This is a genomic window from Mycobacterium sp. (genome assembly GCF_050700595.1).
Classification (GTDB): Bacteria; Actinomycetota; Actinomycetes; order Mycobacteriales; family Mycobacteriaceae; genus Mycobacterium.
Genome location: NZ_JBOHHI010000210.1, coordinates 1 through 16,683 on the forward strand (window position 1 = coordinate 1; position 16,683 = coordinate 16,683).

General features: G+C 65.7%; 15 protein-coding genes and 1 pseudogene. 8 read left to right on the forward strand and 8 right to left on the reverse strand.

What is annotated here, in order from left to right:
- Positions 1-26: 26 nt before the first annotated feature.
- The 3 genes from ACRDTL_RS19420 to ACRDTL_RS19430 are packed head-to-tail and all read right to left on the reverse strand — an operon-like array spanning position 27 to position 4,892.
- On the reverse strand, positions 27-1,274 hold the full coding sequence (locus ACRDTL_RS19420) for a glutamate-5-semialdehyde dehydrogenase (protein ID WP_431508325.1): 1,248 nt from the start codon (positions 1,272-1,274) through the stop codon (positions 27-29).
- A 37-nt stretch (positions 1,275-1,311) separates the two neighbouring features.
- On the reverse strand, positions 1,312-2,712 hold the full coding sequence (locus ACRDTL_RS19425) for a mechanosensitive ion channel domain-containing protein (protein WP_431508326.1): 1,401 nt from the start codon (positions 2,710-2,712) through the stop codon (positions 1,312-1,314).
- The gene (locus ACRDTL_RS19430) at positions 2,709-4,892 is read right to left on the reverse strand and encodes an adenylate/guanylate cyclase domain-containing protein (RefSeq protein ID WP_431508327.1); all 2,184 of its coding nucleotides are present in this window, start codon (positions 4,890-4,892) and stop codon (positions 2,709-2,711) included. The genes ACRDTL_RS19425 and ACRDTL_RS19430 overlap by 4 nt, the downstream gene beginning before the upstream one ends.
- 111 nt (positions 4,893-5,003) lie before the next feature.
- Here ACRDTL_RS19430 and ACRDTL_RS19435 point away from each other — a divergent pair, with 111 nt between their 5' ends.
- Genes ACRDTL_RS19435 through ACRDTL_RS19455 form a run of 5 tightly spaced genes read left to right on the forward strand, consistent with a single transcriptional unit; the run spans position 5,004 to position 7,997 of the window.
- A complete protein-coding gene (locus ACRDTL_RS19435; protein ID WP_431508328.1) occupies positions 5,004-5,867 on the forward strand; it encodes a ribokinase in 864 nt (287 codons plus the stop codon).
- Positions 5,867-6,682 (forward strand): enoyl-CoA hydratase/isomerase family protein, encoded by an 816-nt coding sequence (locus tag ACRDTL_RS19440; RefSeq protein WP_431508339.1) that lies wholly within the window; start codon positions 5,867-5,869, stop codon positions 6,680-6,682. The genes ACRDTL_RS19435 and ACRDTL_RS19440 overlap by 1 nt, the downstream gene beginning before the upstream one ends.
- A gap of 16 nt (positions 6,683-6,698) precedes the next feature.
- On the forward strand, positions 6,699-7,319 hold the full coding sequence (locus tag ACRDTL_RS19445; RefSeq protein ID WP_431508329.1) for a methyltransferase family protein: 621 nt from the start codon (positions 6,699-6,701) through the stop codon (positions 7,317-7,319).
- Between the two features lie 28 nt (positions 7,320-7,347).
- Positions 7,348-7,608, forward strand: coding sequence for a CopG family transcriptional regulator (locus ACRDTL_RS19450; RefSeq protein ID WP_431508330.1), 261 nt, complete (start codon positions 7,348-7,350; stop codon positions 7,606-7,608).
- Positions 7,605-7,997, forward strand: coding sequence for a PIN domain-containing protein (locus tag ACRDTL_RS19455; protein WP_431508331.1), 393 nt, complete (start codon positions 7,605-7,607; stop codon positions 7,995-7,997). The genes ACRDTL_RS19450 and ACRDTL_RS19455 overlap by 4 nt, the downstream gene beginning before the upstream one ends.
- Positions 7,998-8,005: 8 nt before the next feature.
- On the opposite strand, the gene ACRDTL_RS19460 is transcribed toward ACRDTL_RS19455, so the two are convergent.
- The 4 genes from ACRDTL_RS19460 to ACRDTL_RS19475 form a co-directional block, all read right to left on the reverse strand.
- Positions 8,006-8,770, reverse strand: a complete 765-nt coding sequence (locus tag ACRDTL_RS19460) for an SDR family oxidoreductase (protein ID WP_431508332.1) — start codon at positions 8,768-8,770, stop codon at positions 8,006-8,008.
- Positions 8,771-8,778: 8 nt separating this feature from the next.
- On the reverse strand, positions 8,779-10,821 hold the full coding sequence (locus tag ACRDTL_RS19465; protein WP_431508333.1) for an NAD(+) synthase: 2,043 nt from the start codon (positions 10,819-10,821) through the stop codon (positions 8,779-8,781).
- 71 nt (positions 10,822-10,892) lie between these two features.
- Positions 10,893-12,098, reverse strand: a complete 1,206-nt coding sequence (locus ACRDTL_RS19470) for a PPE family protein (protein ID WP_431508334.1) — start codon at positions 12,096-12,098, stop codon at positions 10,893-10,895.
- A gap of 64 nt (positions 12,099-12,162) precedes the next feature.
- On the reverse strand, positions 12,163-13,347 hold the full coding sequence (locus ACRDTL_RS19475) for a PPE family protein (protein ID WP_431508335.1): 1,185 nt from the start codon (positions 13,345-13,347) through the stop codon (positions 12,163-12,165).
- 544 nt (positions 13,348-13,891) lie between these two features.
- On the opposite strand from ACRDTL_RS19475, the pseudogene ACRDTL_RS19480 reads away from it, so the two are divergent.
- From ACRDTL_RS19480 to ACRDTL_RS19490, 3 genes and pseudogenes are all read left to right on the forward strand, one after another.
- Positions 13,892-14,164: pseudogene (locus tag ACRDTL_RS19480) on the forward strand (cysteine hydrolase family protein); the annotation flags it as partial.
- Positions 14,165-14,573: 409 nt separating this feature from the next.
- Positions 14,574-14,879 carry an STAS domain-containing protein gene (locus tag ACRDTL_RS19485; RefSeq protein WP_431508336.1) on the forward strand — a complete coding sequence of 102 codons (306 nt, stop codon included), beginning with the start codon at positions 14,574-14,576 and terminating at the stop codon, positions 14,877-14,879.
- Complete coding sequence (locus tag ACRDTL_RS19490; RefSeq protein ID WP_431508337.1) at positions 14,876-15,721, forward strand: Sir2 family NAD-dependent protein deacetylase; 846 nt, start codon at positions 14,876-14,878, stop codon at positions 15,719-15,721. The genes ACRDTL_RS19485 and ACRDTL_RS19490 overlap by 4 nt, the downstream gene beginning before the upstream one ends.
- A gap of 4 nt (positions 15,722-15,725) precedes the next feature.
- On the opposite strand, the gene ACRDTL_RS19495 is transcribed toward ACRDTL_RS19490, so the two are convergent.
- A partial coding sequence (locus ACRDTL_RS19495) for a cytochrome P450 (RefSeq protein ID WP_431508338.1) occupies positions 15,726-16,683 on the reverse strand: 958 nt, incomplete at its 5' end.

Below are 16,683 nucleotides of genomic sequence, written 5' to 3' on the forward strand. Positions count from 1 at the left end.
GGCAGGAACAGTCACTGGGTTTTCTCCTAGGGAAGACGGGTGTGGCCGTCTCCCCAGACGATCCACTTGGTCGAGGTCAGTTCCGGCAGTCCCATCGGGCCGCGGGCGTGCAGCTTCTGGGTGGAAATGCCGATTTCGGCGCCGAAACCGAACTGCTCGCCGTCGGTGAACGCCGTCGACGCGTTCACCATCACCGCGGCCGCATCGACCCGCTCGGTAAACCGTTGCGCGGCAGCCATATTGGTGGTCACGATCGCTTCGGTGTGGCCGGTTCCGTAGTCGTTGATGTGGGCGATCGCAGCGTCGACGCCGTCGACCACCGCCACCGCGATGTCCATCGCCAGGAACTCGCGCCGCAGCTCGTCGTCGGAGGCGTCCAAATGGACGGTCACCCCGGCGTCCTGCAGCGCGGCCACCAGCCGCGGCATCGCCTCTCCGGCGATCGCCGCATCGACCAGCAGCGTCTCGGCGGCGTTGCACACACTGGGCCGGCGGGTCTTGGAGTTCAGCAGCACCCGTTCGGCGACGTCCAGATCGGCAGCCGCATCGATGTAGACGTGGCAGTTGCCGACCCCGGTTTCGATGGTGGGCACCTGCGCGTCGCGGACCACCGCGTCGATCAGGCCCGCTCCGCCGCGCGGGATCACCACGTCGACCAGCCCGCGGGCCTGGATCAGATGGGTGACGGTGGAGCGGTCGGAGCTGTCGAGCAGCTGGACCGCATCGGCGGGCAGGTCCTCGCCCACCAGGCCCGCGCGCAATACCTCGACCAACGCCTGGTTGGACTTCGCCGCCGAGGAGCTGCCGCGCAGCAGCGCGGCGTTACCGGACTTCAGCGCCAAGCCGAACGCGTCGACGGTGACGTTGGGCCGACCCTCATAGACCATCCCGACCACACCGAGCGGCACCCGCTGCTGGCGCAACTGCAGCCCGTTGGGAAGCGTATAGCCGCGCAGCACCTCGCCGACCGGGTCGGGCAGACCGGCCACCTGGCGCAGGCCGGCGGCGATTGCGTCGATGCGCGCCGTGTTCAGCGCCAGCCGGTCGAGGATGGCCTCCGGGGTGCCGGCGGCCCGGGCCACGCCGAGGTCTTCGGCATTGGCCGCCAGGATCACCTCGGCGTGAGCCACTATTGCGTCGGCCGCGGTGCGCAACGCGTGGTCCTTGGCGACGGTCGGCAACGCGGCCAGGACACGCGCGGCGACGCGCGCGCGGCGTGCGGCGTCGTGCACCTCTTGGCGCAGGCCGGGGCGCAGTGGTGCTTGCAGACTCATTACCCCAGGGTATCGGGCCTGCCGTAGCGGTGCGATGTCAACCCAGCCGTTGGTGGGCGCTCACTCGCCGCACTCCACTGCGCCGCTCGTCGATGATCCGGCCCAGGTCCTGGAGCAGCAGCGGTTTGCGCATCACGAGTCGTTCGAGATGTTCGCGGTCGATCTCCAGCGCGGTCACCTCTTGCAGCGCGTACGCGTCGGAGAGATTGGGTTGCCGGGTGAGCGCGGTCAGTCCCAGGAATGACCCCTCGCCCAGCGTGGCGGTCAGGATCACCGAACCGTCTTCGGCCGTCGCGGTCATCTGGACGCTGCCTTCGATCAGGAAGGTCATCACGGTGGGCACTTCACCGGCGCACTGGAGGACTTCGTCGGCGCCGTACCGAACGATTCTCGCGTGCGCAGCGAGCGACTGCTGATCGGTCGGATTCAACCGCAATGCCGCGGCCACCACCGTTCGCAGCGCCTTGTCTACCCGCGCGGTGGTCGAGAAGTCGTCGCCGGCGCCATCGAGGTGCAGTCGTGCCCGCCGGGCGGCGTACCAGATCCAGCGCAGGAACGTCGCCTGCGCGGCGCCGTCGTCCGCCGGCGATTTCAGCCCGATGGTGGTGCGGTACCCGGCACCGCCCAAGGCTACCGACGTGACCTTGAAGCCCGCCTTGAGCTGCGGCAGCGCCTCGGCGGTCCGCGACAATATCGCGCAGACCCGGTCGGGCGGGTCGGCAGTGGAAAACGTTGTGGCGATCGCCAGCTTGTACGCACCGGTCTGGCGACTGCGATTGCTGAACGATGTACTGGCGAGCACCGAGTTCGGCGTGATCTGCAGTCCGTGGCCGGTCTCGATATGAACGGCCCGCCAGTTCACTTCCACGACTCGACCCTGCGCCGCGGCCGTGTCCAGCCAATCGCCGATCCGGAACGGCTGCTCGAACAACATGAACAGACCCGACACGATCTGGCCGACGGAGTTCTGCAACAACAGGCCGATGACGACCGACGTCACCCCGAGCGCGGCGAACAAGCCACCAATCCGGGCACCCCAGACATAAGAGAAGATCGCCGCCAGGCCGACGCCGATCAACACGAACCGGGCGACGTCGAGGAAGATGCCCGGTACTCGCTTGCGCCAGGTCCCCTCCGGAGCGCCCTGGAAGATTGCGGCGTTGAGTCCGGAGAGCAGCAGCACCAACACCACAAAGCCGAACACCGTCGCCAGCAGACGCACTGAGGTGTCCTGGAACGGGATCTGCGCCGCCTTGACGAGCAGCAGCAACAGCGCGCCCACCGGCAAGAGATAGTTGCGCAGCAGGGCGATCGGCCGGGCAAGGCTGCTGCGCCTGCGGGTTAGGGCGTGGTGCCATTCGGTGAGAATGACGAGCCCGACCGGCAACCCGACCGCAACACCGGCGGCCCAGTAGAACCACGTGTCGAACAGGTTCACTGCTGCTCCGACAATCGCCAGATCGGCTCTTCTGACCCGGCGACGACGATCGTGCCGGCCGGCCTGAATTGCCGTGCGTCCCGCATCAGGTCGTATACCTGGGACGTGACGTAGATACCGGGCTCTGGTGAGCCCATGTGCATCTGGTAAGCGAGGCTGGCCGCGGCGCCCCACACGTCATACGTCAGGCTCGATCGGCCCACCAGCCCGCTGACCACCTTGCCGGTGGTGATGTCGGCCCGCAGGCCGAGATCGTGGCCGGTTTGGCTGTTGAATCGATCGATGATGAGCCGCATTTCCAGGGCGAATTCGACGGTCCGGTGCACGTTGTCCAGCCGTGGCGTTGTCACCCCGCAACTGGCCAGGTAACCGTTATGCAGGGTACGAATCCGCTCCACGCCAAGTGATTCCGCCGCCGAATCGAATTGGCGTACCAGTTCGTCGACGATCCTCACCAGCTCGTCACCGGAGAGATCACGTGATAGCTCGTCGAATCCGGCGATGTCGGCGAAGATGACGCTGACATCTTGATGCTCCTCTGCGATGATTTCCTCACCCTGGCGATAGCGCTGCACCACCGGTTCCGGCATCAACGACAGCAGCAGGCGGTCGTTTTCTCCGCGCTGCTCGGTAAGCAGCTCTTCCTTGATCGCGAGGTTTCGGCTCATCTCGTTGAAAGCCGCGGTCAAATCGCCGATCTCGTCGCGCGACGTCACCGGGATGTCGACGTCGTAGTCGCCACCGCTGATGCGCTGAGTGCCGGCCTCGAGCCGACGGATCGGCCGCACCAAGATCTGCGCCAGCACCATTGCCGCGACGCAGATGACGAAAATGATCAATGTCGTCGCTATCACCAGCGTTTTGGTGAACGCCGCTACCCGGGCCAAAGCCTCCGCGGTGTCCCGTGTCGCCAAGATCGACCAGCGCAGCTCGGAATCCGGCACGTTCAGCGGGGCATACGCCTCCAGTTCGCGATTGCCCAAGTAGTCGGTGGTGGTGAGCGCTCCGGTCTGACCACGCCCCGCGGCGCGCCAACCCGCGGTCTCGGCCGGCTGTGTCAGCGTGGTGGTACCTAAGCGGACCGCCTTGCGCACCGCGTCCGACGTCGCACCGGAGGCCACTGCCTCACGTTCGTATTTCTTCGGATCGTCCAGAAACAGCCGCGAATCAGACCGCATCAATCCGTCCGGCCCGACCAGGTACGTCTCGGTGGTGGTCCCCATTCCGGAGGACTCCCAATGCCTGTCGGCGGTCATGATCCGGTTGATCTTCGAGCTCGGCAACGGCAGCGCCATGACCCCATCGATCCTGCCGCCGGTGCCGACCGGCGACACCAACCATGCGGTGGGCCTGTTCAGTTGTGGCTGATACGACTGGAAGTCGGTGATCCACACGAAGTCGACGGAATTGGAGCCTAATGCGTTTTGGTAGGCAGCTCGCAGTTTTGATTCGCGATACGGACCGGTCAGGATGTTGGTGCCCAGGTCGGGTCCCTTCATCGCGCTGTAGACGACGTTGCCACGCGTGTCCAGCAGCAGCGCATCACGGTATTCGAAGTGGCTGACGATCTCCTGGAAGTGGTTGTTGAAGCGGGCATTGGCGGCCGACCATGCGCTGCCGTCGCCGGCGTCGTCAACGCGCTTCGAGTCACCGTCGAACACATCTGGTGCGGTGTAGTAGGCCTGAAGATACTTCTGCGCGTTCGAGGTTGGCAGCAGCGCGTTGATATCGAGTTTGTCGCCGGTCATCCGCTCGGTCGGTTCGATCAGTTTGCGGTTGTAGTAACTGACGATCTCCTGCTGCTGGGCCGGGTTGATCGTCGCGTTGGCCAGTTGGTCGAAGCCGGCGGTGAACGCCGCCATCGCCTCGACGGCGGAATTTCCCCGGCTGCTGACGATCAGCGAATTCGCCAAGTCCGCGAAAACTGCCTCCACCGCTCGCTTTTGCGACTCGCGCAGCTCGACCAGCCGATCAATCGCGGCGCTGCGCATCGCGTTGCCGCCGACGTGATAAACGATCACACCGATCACCGCCACCGACAGGATGCTGCAGACCAGCAACATCACCATCAGCTTGGATTGGATGCTGACCCGGGAAAGCAGCCATGGCCGGCGCCCGCTTTTAAGAGCCGGGGCGGTCTCGCCTTCCGGCTGCTGTCCCGTTGGCTGCTCTGGCGTCAATCGGCTTCCTTTCGCTGGCGCGCCACGAGAATCGCAGATCACGCAGCAGACTAACCCGCAACCGCGGATAAATTGAGGTTTGCCGAAAACACCGCGACTAACGTCGGCGCTATGACGAACCGGGTGTGCGTGTTGGGCAGCGTGAACATGGACACCGTGTTGAGCGTCGACGCGCTGCCGCGCGCGGGCGGGACCGTGCTGGCGGCGTCGAGCCGCTCGACGCCCGGAGGCAAGGGCGCCAATCAGGCGGTGGCCGCGGCACGCGCCGGCGCACGGGTGCAGTTCGTCGGCGCGGTGGGCGACGACGCGGCGGGGAAGCGGCTCTGCGCATATCTGCGCGAAAACGGTGTGGGCACCCACGGGCTGGTCACCCTGGCCGGGCCCAGCGGGACCGCGGTCGTGATGGTGGATTCCGCCGGAGAGAACGCGATCGTCGTCACGCCGGGCGCCAACGCTCACCTGACGCTGGACTCGACGGAGGTGCGCGCGATCATCGCCGATTGCGACGTGTTGTTGCTGCAGCTGGAGATCCCGGTCGCGACCGCGGTGGCGGCCGCCCGGGAAGCGCGGGCAGCCCGCGCGATCGTGATGGTCAACGCGTCGCCGCCGGCCGCGGACTCCAGTGAGCTCGCCGAGCTCACCGACGTGTTGATCGTCAACGAAACCGAAGCCGAGCACTGGGCGTGGCCGGTGGCGCAGAGGGTGATCACCCGCGGCGCCGCCGGCGCGACATACACGGGCGGCGACGAGGAGTTCACGGTTCCGGCGCCGACAGTCGCGGCGGTCGACACCGCCGGCGCCGGTGACGTGTTCGCGGGTGTGCTGGCCGCCGGCTGGACTACCGGTCGTGACTACGCATTGCGTCGGGCGTGCGCGGCGGGTGCGCTGGCGACACTGGTGGCCGGCGCCGGCGACTGCGCTCCGCTGAGCGAGGCGATCGATGACGTCGTCGCCAACATCGAAGGAGGGTCATGATGCCGACAAACCCGCGCCCGCCCGAGGGCGATTGGTTGGGGACACAGTTCCTGAAATTCACCCGGGAGGGCCCGTTCGCGATCGTCACGCTGGACCGACCGGAGGCGCGAAACGCGATGACACCGGCGATGTACTTCGGTATCCGCTACGCCATAGCGCGGGTCAACGCCGACGCCGACCTGGCGGGGCTGCTGATCACCGGAACCGGTGACGTGTTCGCGCCGGGCGGCGACCTCGGCGGCGGTGGCGACGACAACTGGATGCAGTGGGGTTCGGCGTTGTCGATGGACGTCACACCGTTCGACACGCTGCGAAAGTCGGCCAAGCCGGTGGTGTCTGCGGTCAATGGCCTGTGCCAGGGCGGCGGACTGCAGATCGCGATGTGCAGCGACGTCGCAGTGGTCAGTGACCGGGCAACCTTCCGCGTCCCCGAGCTGTACCGCGGCATCGCCGACACGTATTACAGCCAGATGCTGGCCCGCATCGTCGGACCGATCCGCACCCGCGACCTGATGTTCACCGGGCGGACGCTGACCGCGGACGAGGCCGTCGAGTGGGGCATGGTCGCCCGGATGGTGCCACACGACGAGCTGATGGACGCCGCGCGCGACGTGCTGGCCCGCTGTTGCCGCACCGCGCCGGGTGCTCGGCGGGTGGTGAAGGCCAGCCTGGACAACTACCTCGGGCTCTACGACCGGATCGGTATGGAGGCCAGCATCGAGGGACCCGAGGCCGTCGAGGGGTTCCTCGCGTTCCGGGAGCGACGATCACCGAACTGGGTGCATCCCGACCTGCGGGTCGACGAGCGGCTATGACCACAGCGGGTTGCTGATGCCGGTTTCGGTTGCCGCCGTGGTTGCGTTGGCGCTGGTCGCCGTGTTCGGTGTGATCGGATTCGCTTGGCGCAGTTGGCTACAGCACCGGCGTACCGGATCGACCGGCTTTCGTGGCATGCGCGGCCGAACTGGTTCGGCGGAATGGGTCGCGGGCGTGGGCTTCGTCATCGCGCTGGGGGCCGGGGTGCTCGGCCCGCTGCTGCAGGCGTTCGGCATCGTCGCGCCCGTGAGCGTCCTGCGCGCCACGTGGATTCAGCTCCTCGGCGTCGTTGTGGCGATGCTCGGCATCGTGACGATGGTGTGGGCGCAGATCGACATGGGCGACTCCTGGCGGATCGGAGTGGATGAGAACGAAACCACCGCGCTGGTGCACACCGGCGTTTTCGGGCGGGTGCGCAACCCCATCTACACCGCGATGCTCACGTTCAACGTCGGGGTCGTACTGGTGGCACCGAATCTTGTGGGGATTTTCGGCCTGGCGCTTGCGGTCGTCGTCATCGAACTACAGGTACGCCGCGTCGAAGAGCCCTATCTGCTGGCCAAGCACGACGAGAACTACCGCGGCTATACGGCCCGCGTCGGCCGGTTCGTCCCGGGCGTGGGGCTGATCGGCTAACGGGCCAGCGCGCATGTCGTGGATTCTGATGTATACATCGGTTCATTTTGTGGCGTATATTGATGTCATGAAGCGGCTGCAGATTTATATCGAGGAGGAAGTCGACCACGCCCTCGGAGTTGAAGCTCGGCGGCGGCGCAAGTCGAAGGCAGCTCTTATCCGGGAGTACGTGGCTGATCGACTTGACACGCCTGGCCCAGACCCCGTCGACGCCTTCATCGGATCATTCGAGGGCGGAGCCGACCTGTCCGCGTCCGTCGATGACGTCGTCTATGGGCCGCGCGGATGATCTTCGTTGACACATCCTTTTGGGCTGCTCTTGGTAACGCGAAGGACGCTCGACACGACGCTGCCAAGAAACTGTGGAACAGTAAACCACCCGTCGTCGTAACGTCCAATCATGTCCTGGGCGAAACCTGGACGCTGCTCAACCGGCGCGGCGGTCACCGGGCCGCAGTTGCCGCGGCTGCTATCCGATACAGCAGTGTTGTTCGGGTCGAGCACATTACGGCAGAACTCGAGGAGCAAGCGTGGGAATGGCTGGCCCGACACGATGAACGAGAGTACTCGTTCGTCGATGCGACGAGCTTCGCGCTGATGCGCAAGAAGAACGTCCGCAATGCTTATGCGTTCGACGGCGATTTCAGCGCGGCTGGGTTCGTCGAGTTGCGGCCATGACGGTGACCTTACCTGTGTAGGCTCGCCGTGATCGTTTGGTTGAACGCGGGATAGATCTCGTCGTAGTGACCGTCTCGCTCGGCGAAGCGGAACCGCTTGACGCGTTCCACGATGATCTCGTCGGCCTGTGGCTGCGTCTGCAACAACGTCATGGTCTCGGCGATGTAATCATCCAGCGGCATCGCGTTGGGATCGAAGCCGCGCTCGCCCTGCAGCCCAGTTTGCACCTGCGGTGGGACGATTTCGATCACCTGAACCGAAGTGTCACGAAGCTGAAATCGCAGCGACTGGGTGTACGAATGCAGCGCCGCTTTGGTGGCGCAATACGTCGGTGTGAGCGCGCTCGGCATGAACGCGAGGCCGGAGCTGACATTGACGATCGCCGCGCACGACTTCGCCCGCAAGAAGGACAGCAGTGCGGCCGTGAGCCGGATCGGCCCCAGCAGATTGATCGCCACCGTCTCCTCCGCCGCGTCGACGTCGCCGGCGCTGAGGTCCTCGACGCGTTGAACGCCGGCGTTGTTGACCACGACATTGAGGTCCGGATAGTGATTGGTGAGCTCGGCGGCGAATCGCCTGATGTCGGCGGGGTCTTGCTGGTCCAGCGACGAGCACCCCATGCCCGGGTTGGCCGCAGCGACGGCTTGCAGCGGCTCGCGCCGTCGGCCGGCTACGACGACGTGGTTACCTAACCGATGAAATGACTCAGCCAGCCCGCGGCCGATTCCGGTGCCACCGCCGGTGACCAGAATGGTGTTGCCGGTCAGCTGCATGGCGTTGTCTACTCCTCGGGTATCTCGCGGTCGATCTCGTCGAGCCAGACCCGCGCCGACATGTCCGACGGCGCCCGCCAGTCCCCGCGCGGCGACAATGAACCACCGTGAGATACCTTGGGCCCGTTCGGCATAGCCGAACGCTTGAACTGGCTGAACGAGTAGAACCGTTGCACGAAGACTTGCAGCCAGTGGCGTATCTCGGTCAGTGAATACGATGGTCGTTTGTCGGCCGGGAACCCGGCCGGCCAGTTTCCGCGGTCCGGGTCGCTCCAGGCCTGCCAGGCCAAGAATGCGATCTTCGATGGGCGGAATCCGAATCGCAGCACGTGGTACAGCGAAAAGTCCTGCAGCACATAGGGCCCGATCTTCGCTTCGCTGCTTTGCAGTTCTTCGTCCTCCCCGGCAGGCACCAGTTCCGGGGTGATCTCGGTGTCGAGCACCGACTGCAGCGTCGCGCACACCTCCTCGTCGAATTGCCCCGACGAAATCACCCAGCGGATCAGATGCTGGATCAGCGTCTTGGGTACCCCGCTGTTGATGTTGTAGTGCGACATCTGATCCCCCACACCGTAGGTCGACCAGCCCAGCGCCAGCTCGGACAGGTCGCCGGTGCCCAGCACGATGCCGCCCCGCTGGTTGGCCAGCCGGAACAGGTAGTCGGTGCGCAGGCCGGCCTGAACGTTCTCGAAAGTGACGTCGTAGACATCGTCGCCGCGCCCGAACGGATGATCGATATTGGTGAGCATCAGCTTCGCGGTGTCGCGAATGTCGATTTCGGAGAACGTGACTCCCAGCGCGCGCGACAGCCTGATGGCGTTGTTCTTGGTGCGCTCACCGGTGGCGAATCCGGGCAGCGTGAACGCCAGAATGTCGCTGCGCGGACGGTTTTCCCGATCCATTGCGCGCGCGGCGACGATCAGTGCGTGCGTTGAGTCCAGCCCGCCGGATACACCGATGACGACCTTCGGATAGTGCAGCGCGCGCAGCCGCTGCTCGAGCCCGGCGACCTGAATGTTGTAGGCCTCGTAGCAGTCTTGTTGCAGGCGTGCCGGATCGGACGGCACGAACGGGAACCGCTCGACCTCACGAAACAATCCGAGGTCGCCGGCCGGTGGATCCAACACGAACTCGACGCGCCGGAACGACTCGGCCAGGGCGCGGTGGTGGCGCCGGTTGTCGTCGAAGGTGCCCATCCGCAGCCGTTCTGAGCGAAGCAGTTCGATGTCGACATCGGCGACGCAGCGTCGTTCGCCTTTTCCGAACCGCTCCGATTGGGCAAGCAGCACCCCATTTTCCCAGATCATGGTCTGACCGTCCCAGGCCAGGTCGGTTGTCGATTCGCCCTCCCCGGCTGCGGCGTAGACATAGGCGGCCAGACAGCGCGACGACGCCGAGCGGGCCAGCAGGCAGCGGTCGTCGGCGCGGCCGATCGTGATCGGGCTGCCGGACAGGTTGGCCAGCACCGTCGCACCGGCAAGGGCCGCCTCGGCGCTCGGCGGAACCGGCACGAACATGTCCTCACAGATTTCGACGTGTAGTACGAAATCCGGCAGGTCGGATGCGGCGAACAGCAGATCGGGCCCGAACGGGGCCGCGATGTCACCGATCCAGATCGTGCCGCGTTCGTCGTCTCCCGGCGCGAGCTGGCGGTGCTCGTAGAACTCCCGGTAGGTGGGCAGATACGACTTGGGCGCCACCCCGAGTACCACACCGCGGTGGATGACGACCGCAGTGTTGTAGATCCGGTGCCGGTAGCGCAGCGGCGCCCCGACCACCAACACCGGCAGCAGGTCGGTGGAGGCCACGACGATACCGAGCAGGGCGTCTTCGACGGCGCCGAGCAAGACATCTTGGAGCAAGATGTCCTCGATCGAGTAGCCGGACAGCGTCAGCTCCGGGAAGATGGCCAGGCCGGCACCGTCGTCGTGACACTCCCGGGCCAGCCGCAAGACCGACTCGGCATTGGCGGCCGGGTCGGCGATCGCGGCGTGATGCGTGCACGCGGCGACCCGGATAAAGCCCTGGCTGTAGGCGTTGTAAAAGTCCATCGCTCTTCATTCTCGCCTGACCGGCCCGAACACCGCATCATCGGGTAGCGCCTCGGCGATGCGGTCCCGGGTTATCCGCCGACAGCGGGACGCGGAATTCTGAAGCGGCGATCCCTCATGCGGAACACGGTGTTGCCGGTGCGACGCCCTGCCGCGTTTGTCATCGGCCCGATGGCCGGCACCCCGCCCGCCGGGTTCGTCGGTAAGGTTTCCGCCCACGCGGGAAGAGCCCGGAACCTCGTTCCCTCCGGACTCAGCAGCTCGTGGGAAGGGCTGGCCACCCGAGTTGCCGCGGCCCAACTCTGGGGAACGGACAGTTTTCCCACCCGTTCCGCGTTGTCCACATTCGCGAACACTTCACCGCGAACGACCCCCGTTTCAGGCGTCGTAGCCCTGACAGTGACGGCCGGGGTAGCCGCCTTGGGAATATCGTGGCGCGACTGGGCGTCAGATCGGACAAGCCCGGTGGCGCCGCTGAGGCCGTCGGTAAGCGTACGGCTGGGGTAAAAAACCGTCCCGGTGAGTTGATTGAAGGCGTTGGCTGCTGCGACTATCGGCGACGAGACCAAGGACGACGACGACAGCGGTCCCGACGACGTGGATGAGCCGGAAGATCCTGCTGCCGTGAGGGTGTGCAACTGTTGCGGCAGAGTCGACATCAGCTGCAGCAGTGTGGTCTGAGCGTGTTCGGCGGTTGAGGTGCCGGCGGCTTGGGTAACCGCGGCGGCTTGGGCGGATTGCCCGGCGGGGTTCGTGGTGTGCGGCGCCGGGCTGAACGGCGTCAGCATGGTCGCCGCCGACGAGGACGCGGCATAGCCGTACATCGCGGCGGCATCCTGCGCCCACATTTCGGCGTAGGCAGCTTCGGTGGCCGCGATCGCCGGCGTGTTCTGGCCGAAGAAATTGGTCGCGACCAGCGTCGCCAACTGAATGCGGTTGGCCGCGACCACCGCTGGGGGCACGATTGCCGCGAACGCCGCCTCGTAGGCGGCCGCCGCCGCCCGCGCCTGGCCGGCGGCCTGCTCGGCCTGCGCCGCCGTCGTCGTCGCCCACGCCACATACACTGCGGCCGCGCCGGCCATCGCGTTCGACGTACCGCCTGACCAACTCTCGCCGTGCAGCTCCGAGATCACCGCGGAGTAACCGGCCGCAAAGGAATCCAGTTGTCCGGCCACCGCGTCCCAGGCCGATGCGGCCGCCATCATCGGTCCCGCGCCGGGACCGGAATACATTCGTGCCGAGTTGACCTCGGGCGGCAGCGCCCCGAAATCAAGCATCAGCATTCCTTTCGCAACCAACAGCCATCGCGATGCCGTCGGCGCCAAGTGAAGCGGCCACCGGCTATCCGCCGAGGGCAGGACGGGGCATCCTGAAGCGGCGCGGCGCGACGCGCAATACGCTGCTCACCGAGTGACGCCCCGCCATGCCCGCCAGCGGGCCCACGCCCGCGATCGGAGCACCGCCCGCCGTGCTCGCCGCTGTGATCCCCTCCGACGGCGCGCCAACTCCGAGATCCATTTCCGACAGCCACAGCGGCTCTTCGACGGCGCTGGCCACCGGCGTTGCTGATGCCCAGCTCTGTGGGACCGACAGACCGCCGATCGGTGCCGCCCGGCCCACGCTGGCCAGCACCGGGCTGCGAACGCCTGCCGGTGCCAACGCATTGGCCCCGACGGTGACGGCCCGAGGAGCCACCTTGGGAAGACTGCCGCCTGCCTGGATGACCGAGCGGTAGAGCCCAGTGATGCCGCTAAAAGCCGACGTAACTGTACGACTCGGATAAAAAACCGTCCCGGTCAGCTGATTGAAGGCGTTGGCTCCCGTGACTAGTGACGCCGACGGCGTCGTCGAAGCGGTCACCGGCGCCCCGGATGTCAGGGCTTGCAGCTGTTGCGGCATCGCCGACATCAGCCGTGACAGCGTGGCCTGGGACTGTGATGCGGTTGAGCTGCCAACGGCTTGGCCCACCGCGGCGGCCTGGTTGGGTTGCCCGGCTGCGTTTGTGGTCGGCGGCGGCTCGCTGAACGGCGTCAGCGTGGTTGCCGCCGACGAGGACGCGGCGTAGCCGTACATCGCGTGGGCATCCTGCGCCCACATTTCGGCGTAGGCGGCCTCGGTGGCCGCGATCTGTGTCGTGTTTTGCCCCAACGTATTGGTCGCGACCAGGTTCGCCAACTGGCCGCGGTTTGCTGTGACAAGCGCCGGCGGCACAGTTGCGGCGAATGCTGTCTCATAGGCGCCCGCCGCCGCCCGAGCCCGGATGGCGGCCTCCTCGGCTTTCGCCCCGGTTGTCGCCACCCAGGCCACGAACGGCGCAGCTGCATCGGCCATAGCGTCCGACGCACTGCCCGACCAGCCTTCGCCCTGCAGTCCCGCGATCACCGCGGCGTAACCACGCGAAACCGACTCCAACTGGCCGGCGAGTACGTCCCAGGCCGAAGCTGCGGCCATCATCGGTCCCGAGCCTGCACCGGCGTACATCCTGGTCGAGTTGACCTCGGGCGGCAGTGCCCCGAAATCCAACATCGGCATTTCCCTTCCACAGCCGGCTGCACCCGACGACCGGCATCAGGCCGGCAGAGTCGGCGTAGCAATTGCGTTGGGCGTCAAGGCTTTAGGAATACCTAAGCTACATCTACTTTGGTGGAGCCGAGTCTCCTTCTGCGGCAAGCCAATCCGCTCAATGCACGGTTTGGAAAGGCAAGCACGCGAAGATGACGTCTCCATCGGACCATACGTGACCTCGAGAGCGCAGGATTCGCAAGAGCCGTGCAACCGACGCCCGACGTCTCGGCTCGAGCAAACTATTCGAGAGCCGGTTGACCCCCGCACTATGAACGAGCTGCGTGCTGGTTGTACCTGTCTTTTGGTGAATTTCAGGTTGCCGGTCTCCGGACCATGTGGGCAAACACTGTTGAGACTTTCGATCTGGTTGATCCCAAGGAGTTGGCCGATCGTCCGCTGGTCTCCTGTTCGCCGAGAACGTTTCGCCTTCCGGTGTCAACGCTTGGCGAGCGGGTATCACTACACCCATGAGCGACACCACGGTCCTGGTGGTCGCGCGGCCCGATCTGGTGGAGTGCGCCACAGTGTGTTCTACTCGACGGCGCTGGAGTATCTGCTCGGCCGTCTGGGCACCAAGCGGTTGATCCTGACCGGGCAGGTCACCGAGCAGTGCATCCTCTACAGCGCGCTCGACGCGTACTTGCGTCACTTACCGGTCGTGGTGCCCACCGACGCGGTCGCCCACATCGACGCCGAGTTGGGAGCGGCGGCGCTGAAGATGATGGAAGCGAATATGGATGCCTACTTGACGGTGACAGCGGACTGCCTGAGCTGCTAGTTTTCGACAGGCAGCACGCGGCTTCGTGGTATGACAAGTGGCGACTGTCGAACAGCTGCAGAGGCACACATTCGCTCCGCGGTGACGCCAAGCTGACAGGAGGTGCCACCGTGACCGACACCTCCCGCACCGGCCCCGCCGCCGTCTCGCCGTTCGTTGGCGACAGCGAGATGGCGGCCCGGATGAGGGCCTTTGACTGGTCGACGTCACGTCTGCCTTACGATTGGCGAGGCCGTCTCCAACGCCACCGAGGTCATCACCGTCGCCGACAACGGGCGCTGACGCTCACCGCCCGCAGATCCAGGAAATCGCGGGCACGGCATTACCTTGATGCACGCGCTTGTCGACCACGTCGTATTGACTTCCGGCCCCGACGGAACCATCGTGGACCAGTCAAGGAGTTACGCCGATGACCGAGCTGCAATTCAGATTGACGGTAGGCACACCGGATCAGCTGCCGGTCGTCACCGCAGTCGGTGACATCGACCGCACTAACGCCGACGATTTCAAAGACGCGCTCGCACAAGCGGCTAACGGCGCGTCCGCGATTATCGTGGACATGACGGCTGTCCCATATTGCGACAGTTCCGCTGTCCAAGCGCTTTTCACGGTCGCAAGGGCCACCGAGGTCCACCTGGTCGTGCCCACGACCGGACCGATCAGGACATTGCTTCGCATTTCTGGCTTGGACCAGATTGTCACCGTCTCCACATGACGACGCCACACCAGTCGCCGGACCTGGTCGCGCTGCTGACCGATCGTCGGGTGGCGGTGCTGACCGGCGCCGGGATCTCCACCGATTCGGGAATTCCCGACTACCGCGGGCCCGATTCGCCGCCAAGCAATCCGATGACGATCGGCCAGTTCGTCGGCGATCCGGAGTTCCGGCAGCGGTATTGGGCCCGCAACCACATCGGCTGGCGTCACATCGACCACACGGCGCCCAATGCCGGGCACCGCGCGTTGGTCACGCTGGAGCGGGCCCGGGTGGTGCTCGGCGTGATCACCCAGAACGTCGACCTGCTGCACACCAAGGCCGGCAGTGCCACCGTGGTCAATCTGCACGGCAGCTACGCGCAGGTGATCTGCCTGAGCTGCGCGCTGACCATGTCGCGCGCGGCGCTGGCCGACAAACTGGAGGCCCTCAACCCGGGATTCATCGAGCAGGCCGAGACCGTCGGCGGGCTCGCGGTGGCTCCCGATGCCGACGCCGTCGTCGCCGATACTGCCTCATTCCGCTACATCGACTGCCCCTCCTGTGGCGGTATGCTCAAGCCCAATATCGTCTACTTCGGTGAGAATGTGCCGAAAGGTCGTGTTGGCCAAGCGTTTTCACTCGTCGAGGAAGCTGACGTGCTGTTGGTTGCCGGGTCGTCGCTGACGGTGTTCTCCGGGTATCGATTCGTCCGGCACGCCGCGGCGCGTAGCATCCCGATCGCCATCGTGAACCGCGGGCCAACCCGCGGCGACGACCTGGCCAGCGTCAAGGTCGACAGCGGCTGCTCGGAATCGCTGGCGCTGCTGGCCGACGAGCTCTCGCCGGTATCCGTGCTTTAGAGCGTCAGAAGGTGCACGGCATGCTGCGGATGCCGTGGATGAAGTTGCCCGGCACGTAGGCGGGATCACCGGCCTGGATATCCGGCAGCTGCCGCAGCAGCTCACCGAAGATGGCGCGTAGTTGCGCCCGGGCCAGATGTGTGCCCAGACAGTAATGTTCTCCGCCGCCGCCGAAACCGACGTGCGGGTTGGGGTGTCGGCTCAAGTCGAACCGGCCGGGATGGTCGAACACCGCGTCATCCCAGTTTCCGGATGCGTAGAACATCACCACCTTCTCCCCCGCCCGGATGGTCTGACCGCCCAGCTCGTAATCGGTTGCCGCCGTGCGGCGGAACGTCATCACCGACGTGGCCCAGCGGATGAATTCCTCCACCCCCGTGCCGATGCGGTTGTCGAAGTCCAATAGCAGCCAGGCACGCTGATCGGGGAAGTCGGTGAGCGCCTTGATCGCGTGGCTGGTGGTTTGGCGGGTGGTGTCGTTGGCGGCCACGGCGAGCAGCACAAAATATGCGGCCACATCGTTGTCGGTGAGGCGATCGCCGTCGACCTCGGTGCTCACCAGGCTGCTGAACAGATCCTCGCCGGGGTGGTCGCGGCGCTGCGCGGCGAGTGTGCCGGCGATTTGATGCAGATACGTTACTGCTTCGAACATGACTTCCAGGGGGTTGCGGCCGTCGAGGTAGACGGGGTCGGCCCAGGACACGATGGCATCGGTGGCGTACGCGACCTGCTGGCGCTCTGATTCCGGAATGCCGACCATGTCCGACAGCGTGCGGATGGGCAGTTCTTTGGCGCAGTGCTCGACGAAGTCGGCCCCGCTGCCGGCGGCCCGGAGCTCTTCGACGATGGTCTTGGCGTTCGCTTTGATCGAATCCTCGATGCGCCTGACCTGCCTCGGGGTGAATGCGGCAGTGGCCAGCTTGCGCAGCATGGTGTGCCGCGGCGGGTCCGTCGCCAGGAAG

Bases quoted from the DNA above. Each gene is read 5' to 3' on its own strand.
- ACRDTL_RS19420 (WP_431508325.1), bottom strand. From the start codon at position 1,274: ATGAGTCTGCAAGCACCACTGCGCCCCGGCCTGCGCCAAGAGGTGCAC.
- ACRDTL_RS19435 (WP_431508328.1), top strand. From the start codon at position 5,004: ATGACGAACCGGGTGTGCGTGTTGGGCAGCGTGAACATGGACACCGTG.
- ACRDTL_RS19440 (WP_431508339.1), top strand. From the start codon at position 5,867: ATGCCGACAAACCCGCGCCCGCCCGAGGGCGATTGGTTGGGGACACAG.
- ACRDTL_RS19445 (WP_431508329.1), top strand. From the start codon at position 6,699: ATGCCGGTTTCGGTTGCCGCCGTGGTTGCGTTGGCGCTGGTCGCCGTG.
- ACRDTL_RS19450 (WP_431508330.1), top strand. From the start codon at position 7,348: ATGTATACATCGGTTCATTTTGTGGCGTATATTGATGTCATGAAGCGG.
- ACRDTL_RS19455 (WP_431508331.1), top strand. From the start codon at position 7,605: ATGATCTTCGTTGACACATCCTTTTGGGCTGCTCTTGGTAACGCGAAG.
- ACRDTL_RS19460 (WP_431508332.1), bottom strand. From the start codon at position 8,770: ATGCAGCTGACCGGCAACACCATTCTGGTCACCGGCGGTGGCACCGGA.
- ACRDTL_RS19465 (WP_431508333.1), bottom strand. From the start codon at position 10,821: ATGGACTTTTACAACGCCTACAGCCAGGGCTTTATCCGGGTCGCCGCG.
- ACRDTL_RS19470 (WP_431508334.1), bottom strand. From the start codon at position 12,098: ATGCTTGATTTCGGGGCGCTGCCGCCCGAGGTCAACTCGGCACGAATG.
- ACRDTL_RS19475 (WP_431508335.1), bottom strand. From the start codon at position 13,347: ATGTTGGATTTCGGGGCACTGCCGCCCGAGGTCAACTCGACCAGGATG.
- ACRDTL_RS19485 (WP_431508336.1), top strand. From the start codon at position 14,574: ATGACCGAGCTGCAATTCAGATTGACGGTAGGCACACCGGATCAGCTG.
- ACRDTL_RS19490 (WP_431508337.1), top strand. From the start codon at position 14,876: ATGACGACGCCACACCAGTCGCCGGACCTGGTCGCGCTGCTGACCGAT.